This window comes from Curtobacterium sp. SL109 (genome assembly GCF_026672405.1).
Lineage (GTDB): Bacteria > Actinomycetota > Actinomycetes > Actinomycetales > Microbacteriaceae > Curtobacterium.
The window spans coordinates 159,501-177,758 of record NZ_JAPPRB010000002.1 but is presented as its reverse complement, the minus strand read 5'-3'; the positions used below and the strand labels follow the sequence as shown (position 1 = coordinate 177,758).

The 18,258-nt window shown below is 72.6% G+C and carries 20 protein-coding genes and 1 pseudogene; 11 read left to right on the top strand and 10 right to left on the bottom strand.

What is annotated here, in order from left to right:
- Positions 1-36 precede the first annotated feature (36 nt).
- Entirely contained in the window at positions 37-474 is a 438-nt protein-coding gene (locus tag OVA28_RS02165; protein WP_268095599.1) for a YdeI/OmpD-associated family protein, read from the bottom strand.
- 194 nt (positions 475-668) lie between these two features.
- Between OVA28_RS02165 and OVA28_RS02160 the strand changes: the two genes are divergently transcribed.
- The 4 genes and pseudogenes from OVA28_RS02160 (at position 669) to OVA28_RS02145 (ending at position 4,747) form a co-directional block, all read left to right on the top strand.
- Positions 669-1,823, top strand: a complete 1,155-nt coding sequence (locus tag OVA28_RS02160; RefSeq protein ID WP_268095598.1) for an ABC transporter substrate-binding protein — start codon at positions 669-671, stop codon at positions 1,821-1,823.
- Positions 1,824-1,828: 5 nt separating this feature from the next.
- Positions 1,829-2,797, top strand: a complete 969-nt coding sequence (locus OVA28_RS02155) for an ABC transporter permease (protein ID WP_268095597.1) — start codon at positions 1,829-1,831, stop codon at positions 2,795-2,797.
- The gene (locus tag OVA28_RS02150; RefSeq protein ID WP_268095596.1) at positions 2,794-3,681 is read left to right on the top strand and encodes an ABC transporter permease; all 888 of its coding nucleotides are present in this window, start codon (positions 2,794-2,796) and stop codon (positions 3,679-3,681) included. Before OVA28_RS02155 ends, OVA28_RS02150 begins: the two co-directional genes overlap by 4 nt.
- Positions 3,678-4,747: pseudogene (locus OVA28_RS02145) on the top strand (ABC transporter ATP-binding protein). Before OVA28_RS02150 ends, OVA28_RS02145 begins: the two are co-directional and overlap by 4 nt.
- Before the next feature lie 164 nt (positions 4,748-4,911).
- On the opposite strand, the gene OVA28_RS02140 reads toward OVA28_RS02145, so the two are convergent.
- Positions 4,912-5,391, bottom strand: coding sequence for an NUDIX hydrolase (locus OVA28_RS02140; protein ID WP_268095595.1), 480 nt, complete (start codon positions 5,389-5,391; stop codon positions 4,912-4,914).
- A 36-nt stretch (positions 5,392-5,427) separates the two neighbouring features.
- Here OVA28_RS02140 and OVA28_RS02135 point away from each other — a divergent pair, with 36 nt between their 5' ends.
- Positions 5,428-6,057: a hypothetical protein gene (locus OVA28_RS02135; protein ID WP_194661532.1), complete on the top strand. Its 630-nt coding sequence runs from the start codon at positions 5,428-5,430 to the stop codon at positions 6,055-6,057.
- A 74-nt stretch (positions 6,058-6,131) separates the two neighbouring features.
- Positions 6,132-6,917: a glucosamine-6-phosphate deaminase gene (nagB, locus tag OVA28_RS02130; protein WP_194661531.1), complete on the top strand. Its 786-nt coding sequence runs from the start codon at positions 6,132-6,134 to the stop codon at positions 6,915-6,917.
- Between the two features lie 9 nt (positions 6,918-6,926).
- Here the strand turns inward: nagB and OVA28_RS02125 are convergent, their stop codons facing one another.
- Both OVA28_RS02125 and OVA28_RS02120 read right to left on the bottom strand, forming a co-directional pair.
- Positions 6,927-8,096, bottom strand: a complete 1,170-nt coding sequence (locus OVA28_RS02125) for a MalY/PatB family protein (protein ID WP_268095594.1) — start codon at positions 8,094-8,096, stop codon at positions 6,927-6,929.
- Positions 8,097-8,101: 5 nt separating this feature from the next.
- Positions 8,102-8,677, bottom strand: a complete 576-nt coding sequence (locus OVA28_RS02120) for a TetR/AcrR family transcriptional regulator (RefSeq protein ID WP_268095593.1) — start codon at positions 8,675-8,677, stop codon at positions 8,102-8,104.
- A gap of 78 nt (positions 8,678-8,755) precedes the next feature.
- Between OVA28_RS02120 and OVA28_RS02115 the strand changes: the two genes are divergently transcribed.
- Both OVA28_RS02115 and OVA28_RS02110 read left to right on the top strand, forming a co-directional pair.
- Positions 8,756-9,646, top strand: a complete 891-nt coding sequence (locus OVA28_RS02115) for an SDR family NAD(P)-dependent oxidoreductase (RefSeq protein ID WP_268095592.1) — start codon at positions 8,756-8,758, stop codon at positions 9,644-9,646.
- A gap of 166 nt (positions 9,647-9,812) precedes the next feature.
- Positions 9,813-12,278 (top strand): GH92 family glycosyl hydrolase, encoded by a 2,466-nt coding sequence (locus OVA28_RS02110; protein WP_268095591.1) that lies wholly within the window; start codon positions 9,813-9,815, stop codon positions 12,276-12,278.
- Positions 12,279-12,388: 110 nt separating this feature from the next.
- Here OVA28_RS02110 and OVA28_RS02105 read toward each other — a convergent pair whose 3' ends face one another.
- Positions 12,389-13,090, bottom strand: coding sequence for an SDR family oxidoreductase (locus OVA28_RS02105; RefSeq protein ID WP_194661527.1), 702 nt, complete (start codon positions 13,088-13,090; stop codon positions 12,389-12,391).
- 94 nt (positions 13,091-13,184) lie between these two features.
- Here OVA28_RS02105 and OVA28_RS02100 point away from each other — a divergent pair, with 94 nt between their 5' ends.
- From OVA28_RS02100 to OVA28_RS02090, 3 genes are all read left to right on the top strand, one after another.
- Entirely contained in the window at positions 13,185-13,583 is a 399-nt protein-coding gene (locus OVA28_RS02100) for a MerR family transcriptional regulator (protein WP_268095590.1), read from the top strand.
- Between the two features lie 12 nt (positions 13,584-13,595).
- Positions 13,596-14,105 (top strand): AAA family ATPase, encoded by a 510-nt coding sequence (locus OVA28_RS02095; protein ID WP_268095589.1) that lies wholly within the window; start codon positions 13,596-13,598, stop codon positions 14,103-14,105.
- Positions 14,106-14,218: 113 nt separating this feature from the next.
- Positions 14,219-15,103, top strand: coding sequence for a DUF3761 domain-containing protein (locus OVA28_RS02090; protein ID WP_268095588.1), 885 nt, complete (start codon positions 14,219-14,221; stop codon positions 15,101-15,103).
- Between the two features lie 93 nt (positions 15,104-15,196).
- Here the strand turns inward: OVA28_RS02090 and OVA28_RS02085 are convergent, their stop codons facing one another.
- The 5 genes from OVA28_RS02085 to purU are packed head-to-tail and all read right to left on the bottom strand — an operon-like array spanning position 15,197 to position 18,228.
- Complete coding sequence (locus OVA28_RS02085; RefSeq protein WP_268095587.1) at positions 15,197-15,547, bottom strand: hypothetical protein; 351 nt, start codon at positions 15,545-15,547, stop codon at positions 15,197-15,199.
- Positions 15,514-15,741, bottom strand: a complete 228-nt coding sequence (locus tag OVA28_RS02080) for a hypothetical protein (RefSeq protein ID WP_268095586.1) — start codon at positions 15,739-15,741, stop codon at positions 15,514-15,516. Before OVA28_RS02080 ends, OVA28_RS02085 begins: the two co-directional genes overlap by 34 nt.
- Before the next feature lie 26 nt (positions 15,742-15,767).
- Positions 15,768-16,889, bottom strand: coding sequence for an N-acetylglucosamine-6-phosphate deacetylase (gene nagA / locus OVA28_RS02075; RefSeq protein ID WP_442780818.1), 1,122 nt, complete (start codon positions 16,887-16,889; stop codon positions 15,768-15,770).
- A gap of 59 nt (positions 16,890-16,948) precedes the next feature.
- Positions 16,949-17,353, bottom strand: a complete 405-nt coding sequence (locus tag OVA28_RS02070) for a YrdB family protein (RefSeq protein ID WP_268095584.1) — start codon at positions 17,351-17,353, stop codon at positions 16,949-16,951.
- Between the two features lie 5 nt (positions 17,354-17,358).
- Positions 17,359-18,228 carry a formyltetrahydrofolate deformylase gene (purU, locus tag OVA28_RS02065; protein ID WP_267423041.1) on the bottom strand — a complete coding sequence of 290 codons (870 nt, stop codon included), beginning with the start codon at positions 18,226-18,228 and terminating at the stop codon, positions 17,359-17,361.
- Positions 18,229-18,258 lie beyond the last annotated feature (30 nt).

Below are 18,258 nucleotides of genomic sequence, written 5' to 3'. Positions count from 1 at the left end.
AAGGCGAGGGGGCGAGGGGGCCAGGACCCGCGCTTCCTACCCCTGGAGCGACTCCACCGCCTTCGCCACCCGGCGCGCACGGGTCTCCGGGGCCTTCGCCTGTGTCACCGGGTCGACCAGCGCGCGCTGCCGCGAGGCCGACAGCGTGTCGAACGCCGCACGGACCCCGGCCTCGGCGAACGCCGCCGACAGGTCCTCGGGCACGTCGACCGACCGCGGCAGGGTGTCGAGCGTGAGGGTCACCACGACGGAGTCCCCGGCGGCGACGCCTGACCCCTCGCGGTGTTCGGCGGACAGGGGCACCAGGAACTGCTCGTTCATCACGCCGACCGTCGAGCGGTAGGTGTAGCCCCCGTCCAGCGTGACCACGACGGCGGGGCGTTTCCCCGACCCCAGCGCCTCGATGACGTCGGACGGCACGGGGAGTCCTGTCGCCGTCTTCCGCGCCTGCAGGACCGTCGTCGTGAACTGCATCCGAGCCTCCAGGCTGGTCCGAGCGCTGCCAGCGCTGCCCGCGCCGGCATGAAGAAGTGGACAGAACCGTACAACCGCACGCGCTGTTCCGCCACCGTTCACCGTCGGAGCAGCCGCCGGAAACCGACCGCGCCCACGATCGTCGACGAACCCGATCCCTCGGGCTCACCCCTGAGCACCCGAAAGGCACCACCGTGCAGTACAAGCGCACCATGGCCGGCCTCGCGCTGGCCGCAGCGGCCGTCGTCACCCTCGCCGGCTGCTCCGCCACGAGTTCCGCATCGACCGGCGGCGCCGGCAGCACGAGCGACACCGACTGGAAGACCGCCACGAGCGCCGAGAGCGCCGGCGGCATGGACGCCCTCGTGAAGGCCGCGAAGGCCGAGGGCAAGCTCAACGTCATCGCCCTCCCGCCGACCTGGGCCAACTACGGCAAGATCATCGACGGCTTCCAGAAGCAGTACGGCATCACGGTCTCCTCGGCCAACCCGAACGGCTCGAGCGCCGACGAGGTCGCCGCGGTGAAGTCGCAGCAGGGCCAGGACACCGCCCCCGACGTGCTCGACCTCGGCAACGCGGTGCTGCAGCAGAACCTCGGTCTGCTGACGGACTACAAGGTGGCGAACTGGGACGACATCCCGACCACGCTGAAGGACGAGAAAGGCGCCTGGACCCGCGACTACACGGGCCTGATGTCGATCGGCTACGACTCGAGCAAGATCACGACGGCGCCGAAGGACCTGGACGACCTGCTCGACCCGCAGTACAAGGGCAAGGTCTCGATCGCGGGCGACCCGACCCAGGCGAACCAGGCCGCGAGCGCGGTCTACCTCGCGGCGCTGGAGAACGGTGGCTCGGCCGACGACGTCACGAAGGGCGTCGACTACTTCGGCAAGCTCAAGTCCGCCGGCAACTGGCAGAACGTGCTGCCGACGCAGGCGACGGTCGCCTCGGGTGAGACCCCCGTCGTCGTGCAGTGGTCGTACAACAACCTCGCCTGGGGCCCGGCCGCCGGTGCCAGCGGGAACAAGAACTGGAAGACGGTCGTGCCGAAGGGCGACGCGCTCGGCTCGTACTACGCGCAGGCCATCAACAAGGACGCCCCGCACCCCGCCGCGGCCCGCCTGTGGCAGGAGTACATCGCCAGCCCGACGGCGCAGAACCTGTACCTGCAGGCCGGTGCGTTCCCCGCCACGCTCGCCGCGATGGAGAAGTCCGGCAAGGTCGACCAGGACGCCCTCGACGCTGCCGGAGGCGCGCCGAAGGACTACGTCGAGCTGAGCGACGACCAGGTGACCGCGGCCGCGAAGGTCCTCGCTGCCAAGTGGTCCGCCACGATGGGGTCCTGACCAGCATGACCACCGCATCGGCACCGGCTGCGCCGCCGGCCCCCGTGTCCACCGGTGCCGATGCGCCCCGCCGCGACACCGGCACGAGCACCCCGGCCAGCTCCCGGGGTGCCGTCGGACCCCTTCGTCGTCGGCCCGGCCTCGCCTGGCTCGGCCTCGCCCCGTTCGGCGTCTACGTCGTCCTGTTCCTCGCCGTCCCCGCCCTCATCGCGGTCGGCAGCGGGTTCTTCGACGCCGCCGGACGTCCGACGCTGGCGAACCTCGCCGCGTTCACCGACCCGAGCATCCTCCGCGCCTTCGGGGCATCGGCTGCGCTCTCCGCGGTCTCCGCGGTCATCGGCGCCGTCGTCGGCGCGGTCGTCTGCTGGGCGCTCTCCGCGCTCCGGCCCGACGGCCTGGTCCGGTCGATGATCGACTCGGTCGCCAGCGTCCTCGCACAGTTCGGCGGGGTGATGCTCGCGTTCGCGTTCATCGCCACGATCGGCGCGCAGGGCCTCGTCACGACCTGGCTCATCACGACGTTCCACTGGGACGTCAACGCGAACGGGGCCTTCCTCTACACGGTCCCCGGGCTCGTGATCCCGTACCTCTACTTCCAGGTGCCGCTCATGGTCCTCACCTTCATGCCGGCGTTCGAGGGCGTGAAGACCCAGTGGGGCGAGGCCGCCGCCACCCTCGGTGCCTCCCGGGCCACCTACTGGCGCCGGATCGCGCTCCCCGTGCTCGCCCCGGCGTTCTGGGGATCGCTGCTCCTGCTGTTCGCGAACGGGTTCTCGTCGTTCGCCACGGCCGCGGCGCTCATCTCGCAGGGTGGCATCGTCCCGTTGACGATCCGGCAGCAGCTCACCAGCGAGACGATCATCGGCCTGCAGAACGTCGCCGGGGTGCTCGCCCTCGGCATGGTCGTCGTGATGGCCGTCGTGATGAGTGCCTACGCGCTCCTGCAGCGCCGGGCCGCCAGGTGGCAGCGATGAGCGCCGCGGCTCCCTCCGCGCCGGTGGCCGGGGCGACACGGCCAGGAGGCCCGGCTCGCCTCCGCCGCTTCGGCGCCGCCCCGTCACGGGTCACCGCCACGGTCGTCCTGGTGCTCGTCGGCCTCGTCTTCGCGGTGCCGCTCCTGGCCCTGGTGCAGTTCACGTTCCGGCAGGGCACCGACGGCAGCCTGACGGGTGCGCACTACGCCGCGCTCGCCGACCCGGTCAACCGTGCGACGTACCAGCCGGTGTTCGACGGACTCGGGGCGTCGCTCGTCATCGCCGTGATCACCGTGGCGATCATCCTGCTGGTGCTCCTGCCCGCGCAGCTCATCACCGCACTGCGGTACCCCCGGCTCCGTCGGCTGCTCGAGTTCGTCTGCATCGTGCCGATCACCGTCCCCGCGGTGGTGCTCGTCGTCGGGTTCGTGCCCGTCTACCAGGTGGTCTCGCGGATCGCCGGGTCGGGCGCATGGACGCTGGCCTTCGCGATCGGCATCGTCTCGCTGCCCTTCGCGTTCCGCCCGATCGCCGCCGCGATCACCGCGACCGACCTGACGACGCTGTCCGAGGCAGCCAGGTCGCTCGGCGCCTCGTGGTGGACCGTCACGTGGCGCGTGCTCCTGCCGAACGTCCGCCGTGGCGTCCTCGCCGCCTGCTTCCTCGCGATCACCGTCGTCCTCGGCGAGTACACCCTCGCCTCCTTCCTCTCCCGCACCACCTTCCAGACCGCACTCGTGCTCGTGCAGCAGACCGACCCCTACGTGGCCGCGATCTTCTCGCTCGGCGCACTGCTGTTCGGCTTCGTGCTGCTCGTCGCCATCGGCCGGATCGGACGGCGCCGCACGCGTGCCGGACGCTCCCGCACCAAGGAGTCCGCATGACCGTCACCGCCCCGGCCGCCCCCGCGTCGCTCGTCGCGACCGGCGCCGCCGTCGAACTGCAGGCCGTCGAGAAGCGCTACGGCACGCACCGTGCCCTCGCCGGACTGTCGCTCCGGGTCGAACCGGGGAGTTCCTCTCGCTCCTCGGCCCGTCCGGCTGCGGCAAGACCACCGCGCTCCGGGCGCTCGCCGGGCTCGAGGCCGTCGACGCCGGCGCGATCCGCATCGACGGCGTGGACGTCGCGAGCGTCCCCGCGAACAAGCGCGACATGGGCATGGTGTTCCAGCAGTACTCGCTGTTCCCGCACATGACCGTGCGGCAGAACGTGGCGTTCGGCCTCGAGATGCGCAAGGTGCCGTCGTCCGAGCGGCGGTCCCGGGTCGTCGACGCGCTCGACATGGTGCACCTCGCCGACTTCGCCGACCGCTTCCCGCACCAGCTCTCCGGCGGCCAGCAGCAGCGCGTGGCCCTCGCACGTGCCCTCGTCACCCGTCCCCGTGTGCTGCTCCTCGACGAGCCGCTCTCGGCGCTCGACGCGAAGGTGCGGGTGTCCCTCCGCGAGGAGATCCGTCGCATCCAGTCCGACCTCGGCATCACGACCGTCTTCGTCACCCACGACCAGGAGGAGGCGCTCGCCGTCTCCGACCGCATCGCCGTGATGAACGCGGGCGACGTGGAGCAGATCGGCACGCCCGAGGAGCTGTACCGCTCCCCGTCGTCGGCGTTCACGGCGGACTTCGTCGGGCAGTCGAACCGGATGCGCGGCGACCTGCGCGGCGGTGACGTCTTCGTGTACGGGTTCCGCGTGCCGGCCCTCGCCACCCGGGTGGCCGATGGCCCCGTGCTCGCCATCGTCCGACCGGAGGACATCGCCTTCGCGCCCGAGGGCGTCACCGGCACCGTCGTCTCGTCGAGCTTCCTCGGCTCGATCCGGCGCACGACCGTCCGCCTCGACGACGACACCGTCGTCACGGTCCAGCACGAGGTCGGTGACCGCCGGACCGCTGGTCAAGCCGTCGCGGTGCGCCTGCTCGGCGCGCCGGTCGCGGTCGCCCCGCTCGCGTAGGCCAGCGGCCGGCCCGCCGGGCCGACGGCCCGACGGGGCGAGTCTCGGTCTGGCGGACAGATCGCGCGGTCTCGAAGGCGCGCGACGTCCGCCCAGCCGAGTCTCGCCGGACAGGAGGCCCGTGGCGGGGCCGCCACGAGCCTCCCGGCCGGCAGGCGGAGCGGTCAGCGCTGGAAACGCGCCTGCTGTTCGTCGGCCAGACCGGCGTCGACGCGCCGTCGCATGTCCGCCGACATCGGGGGCAGGTCGGTGACGGGAGCCCAGAACGCCTCGGTGTTCTCCCCGTCGGCGGGGGCTGGGTGCCCGGACACCCAGCGGCACGCGAAGACCAGGTCGAGGTACTGCGCCCGGTCGCCGTTCGGGTAGGTCATCTCCGGCAGCGCCTGCACCCAGACCAGGCGTTCGGCCACGGCGACGACGTCGGCTTCCTCGAGCACCTCGCGTTCCGCGGCGACGGCCGGTTCCTCGCCCGGGTCGACGATCCCGGTCACCGGGGTCAGCGCGCCGGTGTCCGCGCGGCGGACGACCAGGAGCTCGCGGGCGTCGCCCGCACCGCGGGTCACGACGGCGGTGACCCCGGTCAGCCAGAGCAGGTCCGTGCCGATCTTCTCGCGGAGGGACAGGACGAAGTCGGGCGTGGGCATGCGGCCACGGTACCCAGGCGTGGTTACGCTCAGGGCATGGCACGCGGCGACAGGGCGCTCGAGGTGCGGTCCGACCACGGTGTCTGGGCCGCGGGGTGGCGACTCGCGGTCGCCGGGGTCGCGCGTGCGGTGACGCCGCGGCGGCGACGTGTGCTGTTCGTGTCGCTCGGCCTCGTCGCCCTCGGGCTCGTCGTGGCGGTCGTCGTCGGGCTCGTGCGCGGGATGACCTCGCCGGTCGTCTCGGTCGTGGTGCTCGTCGGGACCGCGGCGCTCGTGGCGTACCTGGTCGTGGCCGTCGAGCTCGTGCTGTGGACGATGGCTGATCGTCGACGTGTGGCGCCGTCCGAGGTCGACCCGGAGCAGCTGGCCCGTGTCCACCAGACGATCGCCGCCGGGAACGCCGCATCGGTCGATCCCGCGGACCGCCGAGCGCTGGTACGGTTCGCCCGCGTCCAGCAGACCGCTCTGCCGGCGACCGTGCTCGTGCACGCGCTCGGGGTCAGCGTGGGGGTGCTGCTCGGTGCGCTCGAGGCCGTCGCCGGGTCGGCCGGCATCGTCGTCCTGGTGCTCGCGGTGCTCATCGTGGCCGTGTCCGCGTGGTCGCTCCGCGGGGCGCTGCGGGCGCTCGGGTCCACGCCGGAGCTGGTGGCGCTCGACGCGTCCTGAGTCGGCGTCCCGACCTGGTCCCGTGTTGCGCAACACACTGCCGCGGACTGGTCATGACCAGTAGGGTGTGATCCGTGGAGATCATCATCCTGCCCACGCCGGCGGAGGTCGGTCGCGTCGCCGCGGCCAAGATCGCGTCGGTCGTCGCCGAGAAGCCGTCCGCCGTCGTCGGACTCGCCACGGGGTCGAGTCCCCAGGGCATCTACGCCGACCTGCAGCGCCGCGTCGCCGCCGGGGAGGTCTCGTTCGCCCAGGCGCGCGGGTTCGCCCTCGACGAGTACGTCGGCATCCCCCTCGAGCACCCCGAGTCGTACGCGAGCGTCATCGCCCGCGACGTCGTCGGCCCGCTCGGCTTCGACCCGTCGCGGGTCCGCGTGCCCGACGGCCGCGCCGACGACATCGAGTTCGCCGCCAAGGAGTACGACGGGGCGATCCGGGCTGCCGGCGGCATCGACGTGCAGATCCTCGGCATCGGCGCGAACGGCCACATCGGGTTCAACGAGCCGACGTCCTCGTTCGCCTCGCGCACCCGCATCAAGACCCTCGCACCCTCGACGCGCGAGGCCAACGCCCGCTTCTTCGACTCGCTCGACCAGGTCCCGACGCACTGCATGACGCAGGGCCTCGGCACGATCCTCGAGGCCCGCCAGCTCGTCCTCGTCGCCCAGGGCTCGTCGAAGGCCGACGCCGTGGCCGCCGCGGTCGAGGGGCCCCTGTCGTCCTTCGTGCCGGGGTCGGCGCTGCAGCTGCACGAGCACGCGACCGTCGTCGTCGACGAGGAAGCGGCCGCCGGGCTGCGGCTCGCCGACTACTACCGCTACACGTACGCGAACAAGCCGTCCTGGCAGCGGTTCGAGTAGGGGCTGCCGTCAGCGGGCGCTCGCCAAGCGCGCCAGGCCCTCGCGCAGCGTGTCCTCGGAGCAGCCGAAGTTGAGCCGCGCGTGCCCCACGCCCTGCCGCCCGAAGTCCCGCCCGTTCGACAGCGCCACCTTGGCCTCGTCCACGAGTCGCAGGGCGGGGTCGTCGCCCCACGGCAGCGCGCGCAGGTCGAGCCACGCCAGGTACGACGCCTGCGGCTGCCGGTAGCCCACCCCGGGCAGCACCTCGCCGAGCTCCTCCGCCAGGATCCGTCGGTTCGCGGCGAGCTCGGCCAGCAGCGACGCCAGCCACGGCCCGCCCTCGCTGAACGCGGCGACGCTCGCGGTGTACCCGAGGATCCCGGTGCGCTCGACGACCTCACCCGGCATCCCGTCGAACCAGCCACGAGCCCGGTCTGACGCGCCGACCATCAGCGCGCACTTGGTGCCCGCCAGGTTCCACGCCTTGCTCGCACTCGTCAGGGCGACGCCGATCGCCGCGGCTTCGGGGCAGGAGTCGAGGAACGGCGTGAACGTGGCGTCGGCGTGGACCAACGGCGCGTGGATCTCGTCGGAGACCACCACGGCGTCCCACTCCGCGGCCAGCCGGGCCAGTGCGGCGAGCGACTCGCGGTCGTGCACGAGCCCGAGCGGGTTGTGCGGGTTGCACAGCAGGACGGTCCTGGCGCCGTCGGCGAAGGCCTGCGCGACACCGTCGAGGTCGATCCGCCACCCGGCCGTCGTGTCGAACGGGTCGGCCGGGCCGGCGGGTGCGACGAGCGGCACCTCGGTCGCGGTGCCGCCGGCCTCGGACACGTACTCCCAGAACGGCGCGTACACGGGCGGCATGACGACGACCTGGCCGCCGGGCTCGATGACCCGGCGCAGCGTCTCCACGGCGGCGACCGAGACGTCCGTGGTCGTGCGGACCAGGTCGGGGTCGACGTGCCAGCCCCACCGGTCGGACGCGAACGCGGTGAAGGCCTCGGGGAGCGCCCGACCGTGCCCGACGTACCCGGTGTCGCCCGCGCTGACGGCGGCGGCGAGGGCGTCCCGCACGGGCTCGGCGAGCATGCTGTCCATCTCCGCGACGAACATGGGCAGCACGTCCGGCGGGAAGGCCGTGTACTTCTCGCTGGTGCGGGTGCGGCGTGCATCGAAGAGGGAGACCATGACGCTCATGCGCCTCATCCTCGCAGGGGTCGAAGCCCAGCGAGCAGGATCTCGACGTACCGGTCCGGATCGTCGACCTGGACCCCGCCGGCCGTCGCCGCCTGACGCATCCCGCAGACGAGTCGACGGAGGTCGTCGGGCCGCACGTCGGACCGCACGACACCGGCTGCAGCGCCCCGCTCCAGGAGGGCGCCGATCGAGTCGACGAGGTCCCCGGCCAGCGCGGCCGTGTCGGCGCACGAGAACGTCCCGCCCGTCAGCAGGTCGCCGAGCGCCGGGTCGCCCACGAGTCCCCGGAAGGCCTCGGTGACCAAGCCGCGGACCGCCGCTTCGACATCGGGCACCGCGACCGCGTCCCGGACCCGGTCGAGCATGGCCTCGAACGCGTCGATCGCGAGTGCCTCGAGCAGGTGCTGCTGTGTGGGGAAGTGCCGGTAGGCGGTGCCCACCCCCACGCCGGCCTCCCGCGCGACCGTGTTCAGCTGGGCGGGTTCGCCCCGGTCGAGGTGCTCGCGCGCCACGGTGAGCAGTGCTGCACGGTTGCGCAGGGCGTCGGAACGGAGGGAGTCCGGGCGGGCGAGGTCGACCATGCGGACAGTGTATCCGCTTGTGCTACCGTTCCGGATGAATCATCCGATTCGCCTCGACATGCCAGAACAGGAGCACCGATGCCGTCCTTCACGTGGGAACCCGACCAGATGCCCGACCAGCACGGACGGACCGTGGTGGTCACCGGGGCCACCGGCGGCCTCGGGCTCGCCGTCGCCACCCGGCTCGCCGCAGCCGGGGCGCACGTCGTCGCCGGGGTCCGCGACCTCGACAAGGCAGCACGCGTCCTGCCCGCCGGCCTGGAGGCCCGGGTCGTCGACACCGCGTCCGTCGCCTCCGTCAGGGCCTTCGCCCGGCGCCTCGCCGAGGACGGCCTCGTGGTGCACGCCCTGGTCAACAACGCGGGGATCAGCGCGCCACGGTTCGCGCTCGGCGTGGACGGTGTCGAACGGACCTGGGCCACCAACGTCGTCGGCCCGGCAGTCCTGGCCGACGAGATGCTCCCCGTGCTCGGCGGACCGTCCCCGCGGGTCGTCCTGGTCGGCTCCAACCTCTCGCAGCGCACCGCCCGCGTGCCGGACCTCGACGCGATCGACGACCCTCGCGCCCACCGCCAGTTCGCCGCGTACACCGCCTCGAAGACCGCGGCGGCAGCCATGGCGGTCGACCTCGGCGAGCGCCTCCGTGCGTCCGGGTCGGCGGTCCGGTCGGTGATCGCGCACCCGGGCATCGCCGCGACGGGCATGAACGGCCAGGCGGAGACCCTGGTCGCGACGCTCGCGGGGTCGATCGCCCGGCTCGCCGCCCGCACGGTGGAGGACGGTGCCCGTGCCGTCCTCTGGGCAGCGACGGCAGCGGACGTCGAGGAAGGCGTCTTCGTCGGGCCCGCGCTCCGCCGCTCGGACCGTCGTCTGCACGTCGTGCAGGTCCGTGGGGCCGCTGCCGACCCGGTGTTCCGAGCCCGGGTCCGCGCCTTCGTGGACCGGACGGCCGAGTACGCCGGTCGCTGACGACGACCGCGTCGCCGACGACGACCGCGCCGCTGACGACGACCGCGCTGCTGACGACGACCGGCATCGCCGACGACGACCGCGGACGGGAACCCGACGTGAACTCCGCGCGACCGATCGGTGACCCGGTGCACGGCCCCCGACCGAGGGGGCTAGCGTCGCGGACGTGACTCGTTCTCGCGTGCAACGCCGCCCGCTCCTCCGTCCGGTCCCGCTCGCCGCGGCGGCCACGATCGCCGCACTGCTCGGCACGGGGGTGGTCGCGGCCCCGGCCACGGCGGCCACCGCGACCGGCACATCGGCGGCGACCACGGCCTCCCGGCCGGTCACCGACCCCGCCGCGTCCGTCGACCCGTTCATCGGGACCAGCCACGACGGCAACACCTGGCCGGGCGCGACCGCGCCGTTCGGGATGATGCAGTGGAGCCCGACCGGCACCGCCGGCGACCAGACCTCGACCCCCGTCGCGAACGGCTACTCGTACGACGTCAACCGGCTCCGTGGCCTGAGCCTGACGCACCTCAACGGCGCCGGCTGTGCCCCCGGCGCCGCCGGCGACGTGCCGATCATGCCGGTCACGACGGCCGTGACGACCTCGCCGTCCGCCGACACCACCGACGTGGTCTACGCCGCGGGCTACTCCCACGACCAGGAGTCCGCCAGCCCTGGCCGCTACGGCGTCCAGCTCGACAACGGCGTCCGGACGGACCTCGCGGTCACGACCCGCGCCGGCATCGGCGAGTTCGCCTTCCCCGCCGGGAAGGCCGCCAACCTGCTCTTCCGCACCTCGAACTCGATCAACGGCAGCGAGGACGCCACCACCAGCGTCGACCCCCGCACCCGCACCGTCAGCGGCAGCGTCCTCACCGGCGGCTTCTGCAGCCGCCGCGCCAACGGCGGCGGCGCGACGAACCCCGACCGCCGCAGCTACTACCGTCTGTTCTTCACCGCCACCTTCGACCGGGCCTTCTCGAGCACCGGCACCTGGAAGGACGACACGGTCCAGCCGGGAGGCACGCGCGTCTCCGGTGGGGAGGGCTACCTGACCGGGGCCGACCGTGCCGGACGCGGCTCCGGTGCCTGGGTCGGCTTCGACGCGCGTCGCGGTGCGACGGTGCACGCCCGCATCGGCATCTCCTACGTCAGTGCCGCTGGTGCCGTCGCGAACCGCGACGGCGAGGTGCGGGAGCACGCGACGGTGGCCAGCGTGGCGGCGGCGACCCGAGCCTCCTGGAACCGTGAACTGTCGCGCATCCGCGTCGGAGGCGGCACCGCCGACCGGACCACGCAGCTGTACACGTCCGTGTACCACGCGCTCATGCAGCCGAACACGCTGAACGACCGCGACGGCCGGTACCTCGGGCCGGACATGCGAGTGCACCGCATCGACCGCGGGCACCGCGCCGTCTACGGCACCTACTCCGGGTGGGACCAGTACCGGGCGCAGATCCAGCTGCTGGCGCTGCTGCGGCCGGACGTCGCCGGGGACATGGCCCAGTCGATGCTGCGGTTCGCCCAGCAGAACGGTGGCGTCTGGGACCGGTGGCTGCACCTCGGAGCGCCGACCCACGTGATGACCGGTGACCCCTCCGCGGCGACGCTCGCCACCTGGTACGCCATGGGGGTCCGGAACTTCGACGTCCGTGCGGCGTACCAGTCGCTGCGGCACCAGGCGACGGTGCAGAACGCCGACGCGCTCAGCGACATCGGGTGCCCGGGGCAGTGCCTCGCGCAGCGACCTGGGCTCGACCAGTACCTGCAGCGCCAGTACGCGGCGAACGACGACTGCCACTGCTGGGGCGGGGCCGCCGAGACCCTCGAGGACTCGATCTCCGACAGCGCCCTCGGGTACTGGGCCTCCTCGCTGGGGCTGCGGTCCGACGCGCGGATGTTCTCCGCTCGCGGCGACTACTGGGAGAACACGTTCAACCCGGCCGTCGGGTACCAGGCCGCGCGCCAGGCAGATGGGTCGTGGACGCCGGACTGGTCGCCCGCGACCGGTGTCGGCTTCGCCCAGGGCACCAGCGCGCAGTACACGTGGCTCGTGCCCCAGGACGTGCAGGGGCTGTCGTCCGCCCTGGGCGGTGACGCCGCGGCCGTCGCCCGACTCGACACGTTCTTCCACGACGCGTCCGGTGCGTTCGCGGTGACCGGTGGCGACGCGACGAAGTTCGACCCGACCAACGAGCCCGACATCCACACGCCGTGGATGTACAACGCGCTCGGACAGCCGTGGAAGACGCAGGAGACCGTCCGCCAGGTCGTCGACGACGCGTACGGCACCGGCGCCGGCGGTCTGCCCGGCAACGACGACCTCGGCACGATGAGCGCCTGGTACGTCTTCGCCTCGATCGGCCTGTACCCGCAGACGCCGGGACGGGCCGAGATGCTCATCGGGAGCCCGACGTTCAGCACGGTCGACATCCGGCGGGCGAGCGGGCAGCGGATCGTCATCCGGTCTTCGGGCACGGACCCCTACGTGCAGGGCGCACGGCTGGGCGGACGGACGCTGACGCAGTCGTGGGTGCCGTCCTCGTTCGTCAACCGCGGCGGGCTGCTCTCGCTCCGGGTCGGCGCGACGCCGGACACGACCTGGGCCACGGCTCCGGAGGACCGGCCGCAGGACCGCTGAGACGCGGGCACGACGACGGCGGGGGGCCCCATCGGGCTGCCCGCCGTCGTCGTCGGCGCTGTGGCCGGTCGCGGTCGCGGTCGCGGTTGCGTCCGCGTCCGCGGGGACGCTCAGCCGAGCTGGGCGTAGAGCCGCTCGGGCTCCGCTGCGAGCGAGGCCTTCACCATCGCGCTCCACTCGTCGGCGACCACCTCGGCCGCACCGCGCGCGACGCCGTCGAGCGACGCCCGGGCGATGTCCGCCGGGTCCGCCTTCGGGCCGTCGTAGTCGGCCATCATCTCGGTGTCGGCCGCGCCGAGGTGCAGCCCCTGCACGCTGATGCCCCGGCCGGCCAGCTCCAGTCGGACCGCGTTCGTCATGTTCCACGCGGCGGCCTTCGCGGCGGCGTACCCGCCGTGGCCGGGCGCTGCGAACCACGACAGCGCCGACAGGACGTTCACGATCGCCCCGCCGCCGTTGCCCTCGATGACCGGGGCGAACGCGCGGATCATCGACAGCGTCCCCCAGTGGTTGGTGTCCATCACCCGGTGGGCCTCCTCCAGCGACCCACTGACCAGCGAGCCCTCCGCCGTGATGCCCGCGTTGTTGACCAGGAGCGTGACGTCCGGCGCGGCGAGGGCCACCGCGTCGACCGAGGACTGGTCCGTGATGTCGAGCGGGAGCACCTCCACGCCGTCGATCTGCACGCTCTCCGGGCGCCGCGCGGTGGCGTAGACCTTCGTGGCGCCGCGTGCCAGCAGCTCCTCGGCGAAGCGGCGGCCGATGCCCCGGTTCGAGCCGGTGACGAGTGCGACGGATCCTGCGATCTCCATGGTGTTCCCTTCCGTGCCCGGGCGACTCCCGACGGCAGCGGACGTACGCTAAGACCTCACGTCGGTGTCAGGGGCAACCCGGATCGGAGAAGTCGTGCGCATCGGGGACCTGGCCGCGCGAGCCAAGGTGAGCGTCCGCTCGCTCCGCTACTACGAAGAGCAGGGGCTGCTCACGGCCGACCGCTCCGTGAACGGGCAGCGTCTCTACCGCGAGGCCGCCGTGGAGCGGGTGCAGCTCGTGCAGCAGCTCTACGCCGCCGGCCTGGCGAGTCGAACCATCGCGCAGCTGCTGCCGAGCGTCGACGCCGGTCACGCCACCCCGGAGGACTTCGCGATCCTCGCGTCCGAGCGGGAGCGGATCACCGCGCAGGTGGCGGAGCTCGAAGCCGCACGGGAACGACTCGACGAGGTCATCCGCATCTCCGAGCACCCGACGCCCGAGTTCTGTCCGGGCCTGCGCCACGCCGACTTCCCGGTCGCCCGGGCCAGCTAGGCGGTGGACCCCGTGCTCGTCCAGGTCTGCGGGTTGCCCGGCTCCGGCAAGTCGACGCTGTCCTCGGCGCTCGCCGACGCGCTCTCCGCGCCGAGCCTGCGGGTGGACGCCATCGAGGCCGCGATGTGGAAGTACGGCATCCCCCGGTCACAGTCGGGGATCGCGGCCTACTCGGTCATGCACGCGCTCGCCGTCCCCGACCTCCGCCGCGGGTTGACGGTCGTCGCCGACGCGGTGTCGGGCGTCGAGGCTGCCCGGGCCGGGTGGGTGTCGACGGCCGCGTCGGCCGGTGTGGCGCTCCGCGTGGTCGAGGTCGTGTGCCCGGACCTCGTGGAGCACCGACGACGGGTGGAGGAGCGGGAGAACGACCTGCCCGGGTTCGTCTTGCCGACGTGGGACGAGGTCGAGCGGGTCCGCGCGGAGTACGAGCCGCGGACGGACGACCGGCTCGTGGTCGACAGCACCCGGCCGCTCGAGGAGACGGTCCGGCAGGCGCTGGACTTCGTGCGCGGCGGCGCCTGAGCGAACAGGCGTGCCCAGCTCGGGGACAGCGTCCCGTCCTCCGTATCTGGACAGACTCCGGAGTCGACCTGAGCATGAGTCATACTCGGGTCGTTCGTACCCGAAGGAGCATCATGTCCGTCCACCGACAGCAGGGCCAGCAGCCCACCCCGAACCGCGCACGGAGGGTGCCGGTCACGAGTTGGGTCGGCATCGTCGGGACGGCCCTGATGGCGCTGCTCGGGCTCGCCTCTGGCGGTGTGTGGTTGATGGTCGGGATGGCTTCGCTGGTGGTGCTCCTGACCGCGGTCTACGGCGTCCTCTTCCGTCGGACGACCTGGATGCGGCTTCCCCGGAAGCGGGCCGCCGCAGCAATCGGCGCGGGCATCGCGCTCGTCGTGATGGTCGGTACCACGTCAGCGTTCGGTGCGACACACCCCGTGGCACCGCAGCCGGTCCAGCCGGTGGCGGCGGTCGCCGCAGCTCCCGCGCACGTCAAGGCGAGCGCGACGAGCACACCGATCCCGTCCCGCACGCCGACTCCGACTCCGACTCCGACTCCGACACCGACCCCGGTGGTCACGACGAAGGTCGTCAGCGAGTCGGTGGCGATCCCCTTCGCCACGACGAGCGTCGAGAGCGCGACGGTCGCCAACGGCACGACGTCGGTGACGACCGCGGGCGCGAACGGCGTCGAGACGAAGACCTACACGGTGACGCTCACCGACGGTGTGGAGACCGCTCGCACGCTCACCAGCCAGGCCGTGACGACTCCGCCGGTCACGCAGGTCACGACCGTCGGGACCTACGTCGCACCGCCGGCACCGGTCGCGCCTGCCGCTCCCGCGTGCACGAACGGCAGCTACGTCAACTCCGCCGGCAACACGGTCTGCAGCCCGGAGGTCTCATCGAGTGCTCCGAGCGGTGCGACCGCGAAGTGCGGGGACGGGACCTACAGCTTCAGCCAGTCCCGACGTGGAACGTGCTCGTCGCACGGCGGCGTGGCCACGTGGCTCTGAGCTGAGCTGAGCTGAGCTGAGCTGAGCTGAGCTGAAGCACGAGCACGAGCACGAGCACGCGCTGCACGGTCCTGACGATCCCGGCAGCGCGGTTCAGACCAGGTCTCGCGGACCCCGCAGCTGCCCCCACCCGAAGTCGCTCTCGGAGATGAAGTCCTGCAGGTCGCTCTGGACGCCGCGGACGAGCGTGACCGGATCGTCGTCGGCGTCAAGGCCGCGCGACCATCCGCGCTCCCCGAGGATCCGCCACCGCACGACGGCGCCGTTGAACCGGACGGGATCGTCATCCCTGAGGTCGGGGCCGTCCGGCTCTCCCAACGGCACGATGCCGAACCGGAGCGACGCGAGTTCGTCGTCGTGCAGCATCTCGCGGAACATCGGCGTCAGCAGCGCGACGACCTCGGCGACGTTCATCGACGCCGGCCCGACCTCGTGTCCTGCCACCGTGACCGGATCCGTCGGCGCACACGCAGCACGGTGACCAGTTCCGCCAGCAGACCGACCAGGATCGCGAGGACGGCGAGCTTCGTCGAGGCCGAGTCCGACGCGGGCCAGATCAGCGCGGCCGCGCCACCGATCGCCAACGCGAACCCGCCCCACACCTGGAGGTGGTCGGTCCAGAGCAGGTTCCGCGGCATGTCGAGCACGCTACGCGCACCGCCCGTCAGTCGAGCGGCCGTCCGGCTCCCCACACCCGCTGGACCTCGAGCGCCGGCGACAGCGCCACCAGGTCGGCTGCGAACCCTGGCGCGAGCCGACCGAGCCGGTCGCCGAGCCCGAGCGCACGAGCAGGCACGCTCGTCAGCGCCGCCAAGGCCTCGGGCAGGGACCGTCCGGCGAGCGCGACGGCGTTCCGCAGCGCCGCGTCCTGGGTGAGCGTCGACCCCGCGATCGTGTCCGTCCCGGCGACGTGCGCGACACCGTCGGTCACGGTGACGTCGAGCGACCCGAGGCGGTACTCGCCGTCGGCGGCTCCGGCAGCACCCATGGCGTCGGTGATCAGCGCCACGCGCCCGGGGGCGGCGCGGAACAGGGTGTCCGCGACGACCGGGTGCACGTGGACGGCGTCGAGGATGAGCTCGAGCGTCACGCGGTCGTCGGCCACGGCGGCTCCGATCGGCCCGGGCGCACGGTGGTGGAGCCCCGGCATGGCGTTGAACGCGTGCGTGAGCATGGTCGCGCCGGCGTCGAACGCGGCACGGGCCTGGTCGTACGTGCCGACGGTGTGACCGACCGCGACGACGACCCCGGCGTCGACGAACCGACGGACGGCGTCGAGCGCTCCGGGCAGCTCGGGCGCGATGGTGACCTGCCGGATGACGCCCTCGCCGGCCGACAGCAGGGCGTTGACGTCGGCGGGGGTCGGGGTGATCAGGAACTGCTCGTTGTGGGCGCCCTTGTTGTGCGGGGAGAGGAAGGGCCCCTCGAGGTGGACGCCGAGCACGAGCGGGTCGGCGTCCATCACCTGGCGGATGCGCCCGAGCGACGCCGCGAGGACGTCGACCGGGTTCGCCACGAGCGACAGGACCGACCGGGTGGTGCCGTGCGCGCGGTGCATCGCGAGTGCGGGGCCGACGGAGGCGTCCTCGTACGCGACGGCCGCCCCGCCGTGCCCGTGCAGGTCGACGAACCCGGGCGTCAGGACCGCGTCGCCGAGGTCGACCACGTCGTCGGTGGAGGGGACGTCGGGGCCGGAGCCGACCGCGCGGATCGTGTCACCGACGACGAGGACCCACCCGTCGGTCGTCGACCCGGCCACGTCGACGACGTGCGCCGCACGCACCAGCGTGCTCCGAGCCTCCGGCCCGACGGAGCCGGAACCGGCCCCGGACCCCGCCCCGCCGCTCACCGGGCCTCCCGCCGCGACGCGACCACGCCGGACACCGCGGCCACCACGACGAAGACCAGCCCGACGACCGGGTGCCCGATCGAGATCCAGGCGCCCCCGGCGGCCACGATCAACGCGACCTCGACGATGGTCTTGCCGACGACGTCGGTCTCGATCGGGGAGCGCGGCGACCGGAAGAAGTACCAGACCACCGCGGCGAACAGCGGCGCACCGACGATGAACAGCACGGCCGGCATCGGGAACGGCCACGCGATGTAGCCCCAGTACGCCAGCGACAGCAGCCCGAACGCGCAGACCAGCCCGCGCAGCACGCTCCAGCCGTCGACACGGCGAGGACTGCGCGGCGCCGACGGTTCGGGCGTCGCGTCCCAGTCCATCGGGGATCGCGGGACGTTGCTCATGCTGCCTACTTGAAGATGATGGTGCGGGCGCCGTCGAGGAGGACCCGGTCCTCCGCGATCCAGCGCACGGCCTGGGTGAGGGTGCGGGACTCTTCGTCCTGGCCGATCGAGACGAGCTCGGCCGGTTCCTTCGTGTGGTCGACCCGCACGACGTTCTGCTCGATGATCGGGCCTTCGTCGAGGTCGCTCGTGACGAAGTGCGCGGTCGCCCCGATGAGCTTCACGCCCCGGGCGTGCGCCTGCCGGTAGGGGTTGGCGCCCTTGAAGCCGGGCAGGAACGAGTGGTGGATGTTGACCGCCCGACCGCGCAGTGCTGCGCAGAGCTCGGGGGAGAGGATCTGCATGTACCGCGCCAGGACGACGAGTTCGATGTCGTGTTCCTGCACCGCGTCGAGGATGCGCTGCTCCATCGCCGCCTTGCTGTCGGCGTCGGTGACGGGACGGTGCTCGAACGGCACGGAGTAGAACGCGGCCAGCTCGGACAGGTCGGTGTGGTTCGACAGCACGAGGGGCACGTCGATCGCGAGCTGCCCGCCGCGCTGCCGGTAGAGCAGGTCGTTGAGGCAGTGCCCGGCCTTGGAGACGAGCACGAGCGTGCGCATCGGTCGGCCGACGACGTCGAGCTGGACGCGCATGGCGTAGCGCTCGACCACGGGGGCGATGGCCTGCTCGAACGTGGCACGGTCGACCGGCGCCATCACCTGCAGGCGCATGAAGAACGTGTTGGTGTCGTGGCTCGAGAACTGCTGCGACTCGGTGATGTTGCCGTGGGCCTGCACGACGGCCCCGGACACGGCGTGCACGATCCCGGGCTGGTCGTCGCAGACCAGGGTCAGGGTCCAGTGCGTGGGGGTCGCGTCGCTCGGGTCGGTCACCGGTTCAGGCTACCGGCCAGGAGGCTCGCC